The 14,456-nt window shown below is 42.2% G+C and carries 18 protein-coding genes and 1 other RNA gene; 12 read left to right on the forward strand and 7 right to left on the reverse strand.

From position 1 onward, the window contains the following. Positions 1-10: 10 nt before the first annotated feature. The 5 genes from Q7U33_RS09850 to guaB form a co-directional block, all read right to left on the reverse strand. A complete protein-coding gene (locus Q7U33_RS09850; protein WP_304860327.1) occupies positions 11-1,606 on the reverse strand; it encodes an ABC-F family ATPase in 1,596 nt (531 codons plus the stop codon). Between the two features lie 102 nt (positions 1,607-1,708). Next, positions 1,709-2,311, reverse strand: coding sequence for a nitroreductase family protein (locus tag Q7U33_RS09855; RefSeq protein ID WP_304860330.1), 603 nt, complete (start codon positions 2,309-2,311; stop codon positions 1,709-1,711). After that, positions 2,308-2,814: a GreA/GreB family elongation factor gene (locus Q7U33_RS09860; RefSeq protein ID WP_304860332.1), complete on the reverse strand. Its 507-nt coding sequence runs from the start codon at positions 2,812-2,814 to the stop codon at positions 2,308-2,310. The genes Q7U33_RS09855 and Q7U33_RS09860 overlap by 4 nt, the downstream gene beginning before the upstream one ends. 16 nt (positions 2,815-2,830) lie before the next feature. After that, positions 2,831-4,438, reverse strand: coding sequence for a glutamine-hydrolyzing GMP synthase (gene guaA / locus Q7U33_RS09865; RefSeq protein WP_304860334.1), 1,608 nt, complete (start codon positions 4,436-4,438; stop codon positions 2,831-2,833). A gap of 91 nt (positions 4,439-4,529) precedes the next feature. Further along, positions 4,530-5,990: an IMP dehydrogenase gene (gene guaB, locus Q7U33_RS09870; RefSeq protein ID WP_304860336.1), complete on the reverse strand. Its 1,461-nt coding sequence runs from the start codon at positions 5,988-5,990 to the stop codon at positions 4,530-4,532. 171 nt (positions 5,991-6,161) lie between these two features. On the opposite strand from guaB, the gene Q7U33_RS09875 reads away from it, so the two are divergent. Then, positions 6,162-6,671: a DUF4124 domain-containing protein gene (locus tag Q7U33_RS09875; RefSeq protein ID WP_304860338.1), complete on the forward strand. Its 510-nt coding sequence runs from the start codon at positions 6,162-6,164 to the stop codon at positions 6,669-6,671. A gap of 99 nt (positions 6,672-6,770) precedes the next feature. On the opposite strand, the gene Q7U33_RS09880 is transcribed toward Q7U33_RS09875, so the two are convergent. Together Q7U33_RS09880 and Q7U33_RS09885 are read right to left on the reverse strand one after the other, a co-directional pair. Beyond that, entirely contained in the window at positions 6,771-7,094 is a 324-nt protein-coding gene (locus Q7U33_RS09880) for an RnfH family protein (RefSeq protein WP_304860341.1), read from the reverse strand. A 12-nt stretch (positions 7,095-7,106) separates the two neighbouring features. After that, a complete protein-coding gene (locus tag Q7U33_RS09885) occupies positions 7,107-7,541 on the reverse strand; it encodes a type II toxin-antitoxin system RatA family toxin (protein WP_304860343.1) in 435 nt (144 codons plus the stop codon). Between the two features lie 156 nt (positions 7,542-7,697). Here Q7U33_RS09885 and smpB point away from each other — a divergent pair, with 156 nt between their 5' ends. From smpB to arsD, 11 genes are all read left to right on the forward strand, one after another. Continuing rightward, positions 7,698-8,147, forward strand: a complete 450-nt coding sequence (gene smpB / locus Q7U33_RS09890; protein WP_304860345.1) for an SsrA-binding protein SmpB — start codon at positions 7,698-7,700, stop codon at positions 8,145-8,147. Between the two features lie 115 nt (positions 8,148-8,262). Further along, positions 8,263-8,628, forward strand: a transfer-messenger RNA (tmRNA) gene (ssrA, locus tag Q7U33_RS09895). 186 nt (positions 8,629-8,814) lie between these two features. Further along, positions 8,815-10,041 (forward strand): integrase arm-type DNA-binding domain-containing protein, encoded by a 1,227-nt coding sequence (locus Q7U33_RS09900; protein ID WP_304860348.1) that lies wholly within the window; start codon positions 8,815-8,817, stop codon positions 10,039-10,041. A 95-nt stretch (positions 10,042-10,136) separates the two neighbouring features. Next, positions 10,137-10,727 (forward strand): hypothetical protein, encoded by a 591-nt coding sequence (locus Q7U33_RS09905; RefSeq protein ID WP_304860350.1) that lies wholly within the window; start codon positions 10,137-10,139, stop codon positions 10,725-10,727. 104 nt (positions 10,728-10,831) lie between these two features. Continuing rightward, positions 10,832-11,074: an AlpA family transcriptional regulator gene (locus tag Q7U33_RS09910; protein WP_304860352.1), complete on the forward strand. Its 243-nt coding sequence runs from the start codon at positions 10,832-10,834 to the stop codon at positions 11,072-11,074. 2 nt (positions 11,075-11,076) lie between these two features. Next, positions 11,077-11,409 (forward strand): helix-turn-helix domain-containing protein, encoded by a 333-nt coding sequence (locus Q7U33_RS09915; RefSeq protein ID WP_304860354.1) that lies wholly within the window; start codon positions 11,077-11,079, stop codon positions 11,407-11,409. 149 nt (positions 11,410-11,558) lie between these two features. Continuing rightward, complete coding sequence (locus Q7U33_RS09920) at positions 11,559-12,344, forward strand: plasmid recombination protein (RefSeq protein WP_304860356.1); 786 nt, start codon at positions 11,559-11,561, stop codon at positions 12,342-12,344. Positions 12,345-12,535: 191 nt separating this feature from the next. Continuing rightward, positions 12,536-12,751, forward strand: a complete 216-nt coding sequence (locus Q7U33_RS09925; RefSeq protein ID WP_304860358.1) for a hypothetical protein — start codon at positions 12,536-12,538, stop codon at positions 12,749-12,751. 458 nt (positions 12,752-13,209) lie between these two features. Next, positions 13,210-13,581, forward strand: a complete 372-nt coding sequence (locus Q7U33_RS09930) for a helix-turn-helix transcriptional regulator (RefSeq protein WP_304860360.1) — start codon at positions 13,210-13,212, stop codon at positions 13,579-13,581. A gap of 3 nt (positions 13,582-13,584) precedes the next feature. Then, on the forward strand, positions 13,585-14,064 hold the full coding sequence (locus Q7U33_RS09935) for an arsenate reductase ArsC (RefSeq protein ID WP_304860362.1): 480 nt from the start codon (positions 13,585-13,587) through the stop codon (positions 14,062-14,064). Positions 14,065-14,073: 9 nt separating this feature from the next. Continuing rightward, on the forward strand, positions 14,074-14,436 hold the full coding sequence (arsD, locus tag Q7U33_RS09940; RefSeq protein WP_304860364.1) for an arsenite efflux transporter metallochaperone ArsD: 363 nt from the start codon (positions 14,074-14,076) through the stop codon (positions 14,434-14,436). Positions 14,437-14,456 lie beyond the last annotated feature (20 nt).

Raw genomic sequence — 14,456 nt, forward strand, 5'->3', positions numbered from 1 at the left:
AGCTAAGTTGTTATTCAACGCCTTGGCTTAATAGGTAGTCTTCATAATTACCTGTAAAGTCTACTATGCCATTTGCTTTAATTTCAATGATGCGTGTTGCAATTGAACTTACAAACTCACGGTCATGGCTTACAAAGAATAGAGTACCTTTGTATTTGTCTAACGCGGTATTAAGTGCTTCAATAGATTCCATGTCCATGTGATTGGTTGGTTCATCCATGAGCAATACGTTTGTTTTTGCTAACATCAGCTTGCCATATAACATACGGCCTTTTTCACCGCCAGAAAGTACTTTGACAGATTTTTTAGTATCGTCACCAGAGAATAGTAAACGACCTAACATGCTGCGAACCGTTTGGTCATCATCGCCTTGCTGGGTAAACTTGCTCATCCATTCGAACAGTTCATCACCATCTTCAAACTCATACTCATGATCTTGCGCAAAGTAGCCTATTTTTGCCTTCTCTGCCCATTTCACTTCACCATGTTTTGGTTCTAAATCACCAGCTAAGCAACGTAAGAATGTAGTTTTACCAATGCCGTTTTCACCAATAATGGCCACTTTTTCGCCTGCTTCGAACATCATGTCGACATCATTGAATAATGGACGGTCAAAGCCGTGGCTTAATTTTTTCAACTCAACGGCATTACGATGTAGTTTTTCACGCTCATCGTATTCAAAGCGAATAAATGGATATTGGCGAGAAGACGGTTTAAATTCTTCGATTTTGATTTTATCAATTTGTTTAGCACGGCTGGTCGCTTGCTTTGCTTTAGAAGCATTTGCAGAGAATCGGCGAACGAAATCCTGTAAATCAGCAATTTGCTGTTTAGCTTTTGCGTTATCTTTGGCTTGTTGTGCGCGTGCCGCAGTGCTTGCTTCCATGTAGTCGTCATAGTTACCTGGATATACCGCAATTTTACCGTAGTCCATGTCGCAAGTATGTGTACACACTTGGTTTAAAAAGTGGCGATCATGAGAAATAATAATCATGGTACAGCTACGGTTGTTGAGTACATCTTCTAGCCAACGGATGGTATTAATATCCAAGTTGTTGGTTGGTTCATCGAGTAGCAAAATGTCTGGGTTTGCAAACAATGCTTGAACGAGTAGTACGCGTAATTTCCAGCCTGGGGCAACTGCACTCATTGGGCCGTTGTGTTGTTCAATTGGGATGCCAACACCAAGCAATAGTTCGCCAGCACGCGCCTCTGCAGTGTAACCATCAAACTCAGCAAATACAGCCTCTAATTCGGCAGCACGCATGTAGTCATCTTCAGTGGCTTCCAAATTAGCGTAGATTGCATTTTTTTCTACATTTGCCTTCCACATTTGGTCGTGACCCATCATCACAACATCAAGCACACGCTGATCTTCGTAAGCAAACTGATCTTGACGTAAGAACGCCATGCGTTCGTTGTTATCAAGCGAGATATTCCCTGACGTAGGTTCTAAAACCTTTGCTAGGATTTTCATATAGGTTGATTTACCGCAACCGTTAGCACCAATTAAGCCATAGCGATTACCATCGCCAAATTTAACTGAGATGTTTTCAAATAATGGCTTTGCGCCAAATTGCATCGTGATATTGTTAGAAATTAACAAAATTTAAGACCTTAAAAATAAATTAATTACAAAAGTGGTGTGTAATATATTGCGTAATCAGCCAATCATATTACAGCTTGTTTTTCGCGTTAAAACAAATGCTTAAAATTGATTATAAATAACGACTTCATCCATTGGTAGCTGTCCACCTCGTGGCATTGCTGCTTTTAGCGCTTTACCAACGACGACAAACATTGCAGGGATGTGGTCCTCAGGGAGTTTCAATAATTGCGCTACCGCATCAAAATCAAATCCATCCATCGGGCAGGTGTCGTACCCCATTTCTTTGGCGGCTAGCATGATAGTCGTAGCAGCCATGCCGCAAGAGCGCATGGCTTCATCACGTTGTATTTGTGCATTACCCTCGTAATATTGGCCAATCGCTGGCACTAAGATGTCCTGCACAGGTTTGGCAGCATTTGCCCAATAACGCTCAGGCTGTTTTTCCCATGCTTTTAAATCGGCAGTCAGTACAATCAGTAGTGACGCTTCTTCAACCTGTGCTTGGTTCCAACTAACGCTACGGATTTGGTGGCGCAAGTTAGGGTCTGTGACAACCACAAATCGCCAGTTTTGGATATTAAATGCGGTAGGTGACAGTATGGCTAATGACATGAGTTGAGATATTTCTTCCTCTGTCATTTTGTGTTGAGGGTCATACGCTTTAATTGAGCGTCGTTCGATAATGGCTTGGCTTACTTTCATGATTGGTAGTGAATGTCCAAAATTTCTAAATTGATATTGCCCACGGGGCGTTGCCAAGTAACTGTATCTCCAATTTTTTGGCCAATGAGTGATTTTGCTAGAGGAGAGACCCAGCTAACCTTGTTAATACTTGCGTCTGCTTCATCTTCACCTACGATATGAAATGTATGTTGAGCGCCACTGTCATCTTGCACTTGAATCGTTGCGCCGAACAATACTGTTTCATGGCTTTGTTTGCTAGGGTCTACTAAGATTGCAGAATCTAAACGTGCACGCACATAACGTAAGTCACGTTCGATTTCGGCCACTTTATCTTTTGAAAAAGTGTCTTCTGCTGTGAGTTTTAAGTGATTAAGTTCTGCAATTAGCGACTCTTCTAAAGTTTGTAGCTCAAGCGCGCCAGTAGGCGTCACATAGTTAGGATGTTCGCTAACAGGGCGTTCAACAAGCTCTTTTCCATTAACTTGTTCAAATCTCTCTTCATTGACGAATGCACGGCTCATAATCACTGACCTCCTGTTATTCCCATTCGATGGTTGCTGGCGGCTTGCCAGAAACATCATATACAACTCGGTTGATACCACGTACTTCATTGATAATGCGGTTAGATACACGACCTAGTAATGAATATGGTAGCTCTGCCCAGTGTGCTGTCATAAAGTCGCTAGTCACTACTGCACGTAAAGCTACTACGTAATCGTAAGTACGGCCATCACCCATTACACCTACTGATTTGACAGGTAAAAACACAGTAAATGCTTGGCTTGTTAGTTCGTACCAAGTTTTTCCCGTTGCTTCATCCTTGGTATCACGTAGCTCTTCAATAAAAATAGCATCTGCACGGCGTAATAGATCAGCAAAGTCTTTTTTGATTTCACCTAAGATACGCACACCTAAGCCAGGGCCTGGGAAAGGGTGGCGATATACCATATCAGCAGGCAAACCAAGTGCCACGCCAAGTTCACGTACTTCATCTTTAAACAGGTCGCGTAACGGCTCTAGTAGTTTTAGCCCCAATTGCTCTGGTAGTCCGCCTACGTTGTGATGACTTTTAATGGTGACGGCTTTTTTAGATTTAGCGCCACCTGATTCAATCACATCAGGGTAAATTGTGCCTTGTGCCAAGAACGTTGCACCTTTGTGACCGCCTGTGCCAGCTTTTAATTTGGCGGCTTCAGCTTTAAATACTTCTACAAACTCACGACCAATAATTTTGCGTTTAGCTTCAGGGTCACTCACACCAGCCAAATGTCCCATAAACTGATCTGTAGCATCTACGCGTATTACGTTGACATGTAAGCGGCCTGCAAACATATCCATGACTAGATCGCCTTCATTTAACCGAAGTAGACCGTGGTCAACGAATACGCAAGTGAGTTGATCACCAATCGCACGGTGAATCAATGCAGCAGCAACGCTAGAGTCTACGCCGCCAGATAGACCTAAAATGACTTCTTCATCGCCTACTTGCGCTTTGATTTTAGCAACAGCTTCTGCAATGTAGTCGCCCATTATCCAATCAGGTTTTGCACCACATATCTCAAGCACAAAGCGATTGAGCATGGCTTGGCCTTGTTTGGTGTGCGTCACTTCTGGGTGAAATTGCACCGCATAAAACTTGCGGTCTTCATCGGCCATCGCAGCAATAGGCGTAGTGTCGTTACTTGCAATGACTTTAAAGCCAGGCGGTAGTTCTGTGACTTTATCGCCATGACTCATCCATACGTCGATTAGACCGTGTCCATCAGCATTTGTACTGTCTTGAATGTCACGGAATAGAGCAGAGTGGCCACGAGCACGCACTTGAGCATAACCGAACTCACGTTTATGGCCAGCTTCAACTTTTCCACCAAGTTGTTGTGCCATGGTTTGCATGCCGTAGCAAATGCCTAACACAGGCACACCAAGTTCAAATACAGCTTGTGGCGCTTTATCTGTTTCTTCTTCATATACACTTGCATGGCTACCAGAAAGGATGATGCCATCTGCGCCAAAGCTACGTACAAAGTCGTCTGTGACATCACATGGATGAATTTCACAATAGACATGCGCTTCACGTACACGGCGAGCAATAAGCTGGGTGACTTGAGAGCCGAAGTCGAGTATTAAAATTTTGGAATGAGTCATTTTTTAGTCACAAAATGCACAGAGAACACAATATCAGAGTAAATTTCTCTGATATTGTGTTCTCTGTTGTTAAAGTTAATATTAAATTGAATTAGTCAACGCGGTAGTTAGGCGCTTCTTTTGTAATTTGCACATCATGCACGTGCGATTCACGCATACCTGCACTTGTAATTTGCACAAATTCGGCACGTGAGCGCATTTCTTCAATCGTAGCGCAACCTGCGTAACCCATAGAAGCACGTAAGCCACCCATCAATTGATGAATCACCGCGAGTACGCTGCCTTTATATGGCACACGGCCTTCAATACCCTCAGGTACTAATTTGTCAGCGTTACCATTGTTGTCTTGGAAGTAGCGATCACTAGAGCCTTTTTGCATCGCACCAATAGAGCCCATGCCACGGTAAGATTTGTATGAACGACCTTGGAACAATTCAATGTCGCCAGGGGCTTCTTCAGTACCAGCAAACATACCACCCAGCATTACGCTGTAAGCACCAGCAGCAATTGCTTTTGAGATGTCGCCAGAGTATCTAATGCCGCCATCAGCGATGAATGGTACGCCAGTGCCGCGTAATGCTTCTTCAACATTGGAGATTGCGCTGATTTGTGGAACGCCAACACCAGCAACAATACGTGTTGTACAAATTGAGCCTGGGCCAATGCCTACCTTTACGCCATCTGCACCTGCATCAACCAAAGCCAATGCTGCGCTAGCTGTTGCAATGTTGCCGCCGATTACATCTATTTGTGGAAAATGTTTCTTAACCCATTTAACGCGATCTAAAACACCTTGTGAATGACCGTGCGCGGTATCAACAACAATCACATCAACGCCAGCCTCAGCAAGTGCTGCTACACGTTCTTCAGTACCGTCGCCTACACCGACAGCTGCGCCAACACGCAATCTGCCGTGAGCATCTTTGCAAGCTAATGGGTGATCTGTTGATTTTTGTATATCTTTAACCGTGATAAGACCTTTTAATGTGTCTGAATCATCCACTACTAAAACACGCTCAAGGCGATATTGGTGCAGTAAACGAATCACATCCTCTTTAGCAGCGCCTTCTTTAACCGTGACCAATCTATCTCTAGGGGTCATGATGTTTTTAATTGGCTGATCTAGATTAGTTTCAAAGCGAAGGTCGCGATTAGTAACAATCCCAACTATCTTGCCGTTATCAACGACAGGAATACCTGAAATTTTGTGGGTGTGAGTAAGTTCTAAAACGTCACGAACTGTCATGTGGCTTTGAATGGTAATCGGGTCATTGACAACACCTGATTCAAAGCGTTTAACACGTGCTACGTGAGCCGCCTGTTTCATGGCAGTCATATTCTTATGGATGAAGCCTAGACCACCTTCTTGAGCCAATGCAATTGCAAGCGGCGCTTCGGTGACAGTATCCATCGCAGCAGAAAGAAGAGGGATGTTTAATCGAATGTTTCGAGATAGTTGTGTGGTGAGTGAAACTTCGCGTGGCAGCACATTAGAGTAGGCCGGCACTAGTAAAACATCATCAAAAGTGAGAGCTTGTTGCAATAAACGCATGCGTAAATCCTTGTACCCAAAACGAAATTATACAGATTTATAATCGACTTAGCGAGAGTGTCAATGATTTATTTGTAAACTTAAATCGTCACCAAACGTTGAGTGCAATACTTGCTAGTAACTTAGATTAGCAATAATATGACTAAAACCTATTAAACAAAGGGATGTTTTATGTTAGCTCGCTTGTTGTTGCTGTGTTTAGCGATATTGCCTCTGATGGCAAACGCTGAAATTTACAAATGGAAAGATAAAGATGGCGTTACTCGTTACAGTGACATACCGCCACCTTCTAACATTAAACAAGAATCTATTCGTGGTAAAAAAGTAGCCAAGCCAACAGGGCAGGCACCATTGACGGCAGTTGAGGGTGATATTGCAACCTCTCTCAATAGAAACAAAACACCAGAAAAAGCCAAAGAAAGTAGTGCTAGTCAAGAAGAGGCTGCAAAAAAACGAGCTCAAGAAGCTGAGGTGCAAAAGGCTGAAAATCAACAGAAGCAGGCTGAGTTGAAGATTAAGCAAGAGAATTGCGCGGCTGCCAGAAAAAATTTGGTTACTTATACTACCGGTGGCAGAATTTCAAAAATTAATGATCAGGGTGAGAGAGAATATCTTGGGGATGAGGATTTGGCAGCGGGTAGTGCAGATGCGCAAAGAGATGTGGATGCTTATTGCGATTAAAATTTGAGTTTAAGTCGTGTGTGTTTTGGGCGCAGTATGCGTCCATTTTTTATGCAGTTGCATATGCGGTAATAGGGCTTGCATATGTTTAATCAATACTTAGGCAATCAAGTCACCACCACCTTTTTTCATGATTTTGCCATCAGCAGCTCTTTGTTTTCTCACCTCTTTAGGGTCTGCTATCAGCGTACGGTATATTTCTACGCGATCTAAGTGGCGTAGCTTTGTATCCATTTTAGTTAGTTTGCCGAAGATGCCTACTTTATTGATATTTAAATCAATATCAGGAAATTTAGCCCTAATGCCTGATGCGTTGATTGCCTCTTTTACAGTGATGCCATCTTGAACTTTGATTGGAATGATTAATTGCTCATTTGGTAGTGCGTAAGCTACTTCTACGGTTATTTCATTAGGCGTGTTCATCTCAGTCTTTCATTATTTCGCGTAAATGGCATTTGCACGTTTAACAAATCCATCAACAAAAGTATTGGCGATATGGTTAAATACAGGCGCTATAATTTTTTCTAAAAAATGATTTTCAAATTCGTAATTAAGTGAAAATTCAATTTTGCATGCATCGTCGCTGAGCGCTAAAAAATGCCATGAACCATTTAAGTGTTTAAACGGGCCATTTTTTAATTGAATTTCCATTGATTCTGGAAATGTTTTCTGGTTTTTGGTTGTAAAGTTTTGGTGCAATCCATGGTAGTCAATATGTAACGTAGCGATAGTACTCACATCATCTTGCTGAATCAAATCTACCCCCCCACACCAAGGTAAAAACTTAGGGTATTGTTCAACATCATCGACTAAAAGAAACATGCAGCTAGCGGAGTGATTGACTAAAACGGTTTTTTTTACATGAGCCATGCTTGCCTTTTAAATGGTGACATTAAACAAATCTTCTCAAATTAAGAGCCAGTTTTAATGGATTACTTTTTGTTACTCAACACGTTCAGCCAAACAAATAAGAGAAGTAGAGTAAAATGATGATTTTAAGCTATTCGCCAAGAAATTTTTAGTTTTATGAGCATTGCACAAAATAAAAAAGCTTTTTTTGATTATTTTATCGAAGATAAATATGAGGCTGGTATTGTTCTTGAGGGTTGGGAAGTCAAAGCCATACGAGAAAATCGGGTTAATATTAAAGAAGCGTATGTCATTATTCAGCGCGGTGAAATCTATCTAATAGGTTGCCATGTGACACCATTGGGCGCAGCCTCTACCCATATTCGTCCAGATGCGATTAGAACACGTAAGTTGCTGTTGCATAATGAGGAAATATCAAAATTAATCGGTAAGGTTGAGCGTGCAGGTTATACGCTGGTGCCACTGGATATGCATTTTTCAAAAGGGCGCGTCAAAGTGCAGATTGGACTTGCCAAAGGTAAGAAGCAGCACGATAAACGTGACACAGAGAAAGAACGTGATTGGGAGCGTGAAAAAGGCAGAATCATGCGAGCGCATAATAAATAATTCAGTGTAGTTTGCTTTAAATGCGTATAATTAGTTTGCTTTTGAAATGACAGCGATTGAACTGTTGAGAATTTCATCTGTCAGATTGTGACTGTTTATTTAGTCACAGACTTATGGGGCTGACCAGGTTTCGACGTGGGTTGCAAAGCAGTGCAGGGCATACCGAGGACTAGTCACCTCGTAAATAAACTAGAAAAAGTATAGTCGCAAACGACGAAACTTACTCTCTAGCCGCTTAATCCCGGCTGGACGCTGCACCATCTCTCCCGTGGGGTGGATTGGGGTAACCCATACGTAGTGTCATATACACGGGATACGTGTTGTGTTGGGTTACTTAGCACTTCATTAACCTTAAGGTAGCTCGCGTGCAAACTGCTTGTCTGTTGGTGTGTTGCACGTTAAATTAAACAACAAGGCTAAGTATGTAGAACTGTCTGTGGAGGGCTTGCGGACGCGGGTTCGATTCCCGCCTGCTCCACCATTTTAGTGTTTCACCTAGTATCAAAAAGTATCAAAAGCCTAGTAAATTCAAACTTCTAGGCTTTTTTTACGCCTATTGCAATTGCATAGTGTATCTTTACATATCATAGTTTTGAGGGTACATTTTGAGGGTACGCGGAATTTTTAAAAAAACGTACCCGCAAAAATAACTAACTGATTGTTAAATATGCCTAAACTAGCCGAACGCTTAACCGATATTAAAGTTAAAAATGCCAAGCCTAAAGTGAAGCCTTATAAATTGGCTGCTGGGCGTGGTTTGCATTTACTTGTTAAAACAGACGGTTCAAAACACTGGCAGTTTAGATTTAGGTTTGACGGTAAAGAAAACACTATATCAATCGGGCGTTATCCCGAAGTGTCGTTAGCCAATGCTGAAAAGAAAGCCACAGACGCGCTTGAATTGTTAGCTAATGGTATTAACCCAAGTGAAAATAAAAAAGCCACTAAGGCTACTAAAACAGGTGCGCTTGCTAACAGCTTTGAAGTGGTGGCCCGTGAATGGGCAAATAGTTACTTCACCAATAAATCAGAATCACACAAAGAGCGCACATTCAGGCGGTTAGAAAGCTATTTATTCCCGTGGCTAGGTAGCAAGCCAATATCAGAAATTACCGCACCGCAAATTTTAGAGGTGGTGAAGCGTATTGAAAACCTAAATAAACTTGAAACCGCACATCGCACTTTGCAAGCCACTAGCCAAGTGTTTAGATATGCGGTGCAAACAGGCAGGGCGTTACGTGACCCGTGCGTGGATTTAAGAGGCGCGTTACCTGCTACCGTGGTTAAACACATGGCAGCGTTTACCGAACCTAAAGAGATAGCCGAGCTATTACGCGCAATAGATGGCTTTACAGGTTCTTTTACAGTGCAAACAGCACTTAGGTTATCCCCGTTAGTTTTCACACGCCCTAGCGAGCTTAGAACGGCTAAATGGGCAGATATTGATTTAGAAGCTAACGAGTGGCGTTATCGCGTAAGCAAAACCAATACTATGCACTTAGTACCATTATCAAAACAGGCGGCTAAATTGTTTGCAGATATGCACCCGCTAAGCGGACATGGTGAGTTTGTTTTTCAAGGTGGACATGACCCTAAAAAGCCTATGAGTGCAGCGGCTATCAATGCATCATTAAAGCGTATGGGGTATGACACACAGCAAGATATAACAGCTCATGGGTTTAGGGCGATGGCGCGTACTATCCTGCATGAGCGTTTGAACATTGACCCTTACATTATCGAACACCAACTAGCGCACAAAGTACCTGATGCGCTAGGTAGAGCTTATAACCGCACTAAGTTTATCGAACAGCGCACCGCTATGATGCAAGCGTGGGCAGATTATTTAGACGAGCTTAAAGCGGGGGCAAAGGTGATACCGTTTAAGCAAGCATAACCAGTTTAGCCACACCTAGCCCGACGGGGCGAACACCAAGCAACCCTAGCTTAGTTGGTGTGGCTTCTTAATTTAAGGGCGCGAAAGGGGCGTTTATGAGCTTAAATACTGAAAGCGTAAAGCAAACCGTTAATCAATTATTGAGCGGTATCGAGGCTAAGGTTAACAATGGCGTGAAAATTGTTGAGCTTCAAGAGGAACATACAGCCATATACAAAAATATTCTTACAGAGTCGCTTGCTAGTAACGATAAAGACGAAATACTCAATTACTTGTCATGGCTATTGTTTGCTGGCGGCCTACAAAACTTCAACTTTGCTAAAGCTCATGATGCTTTAAGTAATATTATTCCTATTGTTAATAACCTTGAAGTTTTGGTAAAAGGGCAGCCAGTTTTAGTTGCAGAAATTCAAAAACTTCAGTCGATTATTGGAAAAACTAACGAAGGGCGTTCGAGGGGCGGAAAAAATAAAGACAAAGCTAAGCAAGACTCTATGCAAGAAATAGAGCGAACCTACCTATATAAACATAATAGCGGTTTTGAGTTTAAAGAAGGACGATTAACTGCGTTTTATAAAGATATGGCAACAGGGCATAACCTTGATTTTAGTTCAGTCAAAAATAGAGTTGAAAAACTGCGTAAAAAGTTAGGACACACTGCAAGACCTAAGAGGCAATCGAGCTAGCTCAGTTGCAATCTAACAAGCTCAATCGTTTTTTATCAATTAAATCAAGCATATATTCCTTTCACCGACCCAGTATGACGCGGGTTTAAATGAGAGGAACTATCATGCAACAATTAAAAAACGAACTAACGCAAAACATCCCACCCGCATTAATCAATTTTGATTCAATGCCAGATAGCGCATATATCCGCTTACCAGTTATTAAAGCCCTATATGGCGTATCAAGTGCCACGATATGGCGCAATGTTAAAAATGGCGCGATACCTAAACCAAGCAAATTAAGCGAACGCTGCACCGCGTGGAATGTTGGACAAGTGCGCGCTGACCTTGCAGCAAAGGCGGTGTAATCATGGCGAACAATGAGAACACCCAAAATAAAGGGGTAGCCGTTGACGCGACCACCCCGAAAGCTAAAAACATCAAGCCAAAGTTTACCGATAACAGCTTACGCAATCAACGCTTAAAGCTGCTGGATTACTTACGCGAACATGGCAGCATTACGACCAGCCAAGCCCGTGAGTTATTGGATATTTACTACCCACCTGCTAGGGCATTTGAATTAAAAAAAGAAGGTTATTTAATAACAACCATATGGGATAGCTGGGTTAGTGAGTACGGCATTAAGCACCGTATAGGGCGTTATGTTTTAACTCAAAAACAGCCTATTGAAAGCGAGGCTTAACCATGAATCACAATCACTGGTTAGAACGCTTGCAATCGCTTATAGTGCGATTTTCACACTTAGGCATAGATGCTGATATAGTCGCACTCAACTTAAGCGAGCGGTGGGGCTTATATTGCTATCTATCACGGTTAGCAGATAGTTAGCACATGGCTGGCAGTCACTTAATCCGATTGGGTAAGGTAAAGGGTAAGAATGGAATTTTAGCCGCAATGCAACACAATAAACGCACTTTGCAAGCCGAACGTGGCGCGGGTGCAAACATTGATGCGGCTAAAACACATTGCAATTACTCGCTTGCTAGTGTTGCTGACACACCCGAAGCGATAGCCACCCGCGCTAAAGTTTTGATGGTAGAGGCTGGCATAGACACGCCCCGCAAAAACGCGGTTATGGCGGTAGAGGTGATTTATAGCCTACCCATTGACCGACACAATCAAGACACGCGCCCGTTTTTTACGGACTGTCTAAACTGGACAAAACAAACCTTTGCGGGTGTGTTGTTATCTTTTGACGTACACTTGGACGAAAGCGCACCCCATGCCCATGCCGTGATATTGCCACTGGTAAACGGCAAAATGCAGGGTAGTGACATGGTGGGCTATAAAGGCAACATAACGCGGCTTATCAATCTATTTCATAAAGAAGTGGCAGGGCGTTATGGTTTGAGTAGAAGCGATAGTAAGCGATTGTCTAACCTAGACAAGCAAGCCATTGAGCGGCAAGTTTTAATGCGGCTAAAGAGCGACCCTGTCATGCAATCATGTGCTTGGCCTTGCTTTCGTGATGCTATTCATAAAGACCCGCTATCGTTTGCACAATCACTAGGCATTGCAGCACCAGCAAAACGACAAACTAAAACCAAGTCATTCATTGAAATAATGACATCCAAAGGCAAGGGTAAGCCTAAAAACCCTATAGGGAATTTTGCCTAAAAACAATTAAACCCTATCCTGTGTATAGGGTTTGGTTTTAATCACACTTTCGGAACTATAAAAAATAAATAAATCTATAAACAGGTTAGTTATTTAATCAATAGCCTATGAAGCTAAACGATACGTTTAAAATGAACAGAGCGCAGATTAGGCAACACAATAAAAAAGTGATAAAGCGGGTGCGAGAGCTTATGAAATTAAAACTAAGCACCCCGTATTACTATCGCATGAGAATGGGCTATAAAGAACTTGCCCATAGATTAAATGCAATTGAGTTATTATCAAGCCGTGGCAATCAGTGGACTATGCGAAGCCTTTACAGAATGATGCAACGGCAAAATGTAGCCATTCATTCAATCACGGCAGCATTAAATAAAAAGGGCATTAAAAGACATATTAGAACGTGATTAAAACGAGCATTTCAGACAGCCGCAAAGGTGCATTTTTGACCACGTTAAAACGTGCATAAACTGACCCGATAAAAAGTTGTATTAACCTACATAACAATGCGTATATTTTAAAGTTGCTATAAACGCGCATCTCAAACTACGGTAAAGAGCGGTAAAAGATTTATTTTATTGGGTACGTTTGCGGGTATAGCGTTTTTTTAACTTTCATAGAATGGCTATTATATTGGCTTGTAGCGATTTGTTGGATTGACGCCTGCCCATTTTAGTGTTTCACCTAGTATCAAAAAGTATCAAAAGCCTAGTAAATTCAAAATTCTAGGCTTTTTTTACGTCTATTGCTACCGTGTGGATTTTTTTCTATTTAGCATCGATTTATCGCGACCTTCTAAAGTTACCTTAAAGATGGTGTTGCAAAATATAATGCAATATTTCAACAATAGTTGTAATATTGCATTATGGATAAAAATACAGCCACTTCAATTTTCGAGTCTTTGTCTTCTGGCGTGCGTTTAGATGTATTTAGGCTCTTGGTTAAGCAAGGGTTAAATGGGATGGTTGCAGGCGAAATAGCAACGACTTTAAATATTCCGGCTAACAATTTGTCTTTCCATCTAAAGGCCATGATTTATGCCAATATGGTGTCAGTTGAGCAGGAGGGTCGTTACCAACGCTATCGCGCTAACATTTCATTGATGTTAGACGTGATTGCTTATCTCACCGAAGAGTGTTGTGCAGGTCATCCAGAGAAATGTGTAGAAATGCGAACAGGCTCTGTTTGTTTGTCAAGTGTGCTACCTTCAATAACAACCGATAAATCTAAGGTGTAAACAATGAATGTTCTATTTTTATGTACAGGTAACTCTTGTCGCTCTATATTGGGTGAGGCTACTTTTAATCATTTGGCGCCGAGTGGTTGGCATGCAATGAGTGCCGGGAGTAAGCCTACTGGTTATGTGCATCCACGTTCATTGGCTTTGTTAGCGTGTGAGGGTATTTCAACGGATGGCTATCATAGTAAGTCTTGGGAAAATCTGCCAACAATGCCAGATATTGTGATTACCGTATGCGGTAGTGCAGCGGGTGAAACATGTCCAGCTTATCTTGGCCCTGTGGTAAGGACGCATTGGGGGGTGGAGGATCCAGCACATGTTACTGGGACGGATGAGGAAATTGATGCGGCTTTTGTTAAGGCGTATAGCATTTTGCGTGCGCGTATCGAGGCGTTTTTGGCGCTACCATTAACGACACTAAAAAACGATAAGACAGCACTAAAAGCTGAAATGGATAAGATCGCAACGACTATTATTTAAGGAAATGTGATGGCTAAATCAATACAGGTGTTTGATCCTGCAATGTGCTGTAGTAGTGGCGTATGTGGGACGGAAGTGGATCAGAGTTTGGTTAGTTTTTCTGCCGATGTAGATTGGGCGAAAACTAATGGCGCACAAATTGAACGTTTTAATCTTGCACAACAGCCGATGGATTTTGCTAATAATAAAGTGGTGAGAGATTTTCTTGAGCGCTCTGGTCAAGATGCGTTGCCACTTATTTTAGTTGATGGTGAGTTTGCCTTGGCTGGCCGTTACCCAAGCCGTACCGAACTGGCACGTTGGGCTGGGTTGGCATTGGCAATTGAAATTGAACCTGTTGCCAGTTGCTGTAGTGGTGGTAAGTGTTGTTAGTTTAATGTTAGCTTATTTGA

The organism is Methylotenera sp. (assembly GCF_030653755.1).
GTDB lineage: Bacteria > Pseudomonadota > Gammaproteobacteria > Burkholderiales > Methylophilaceae > Methylotenera.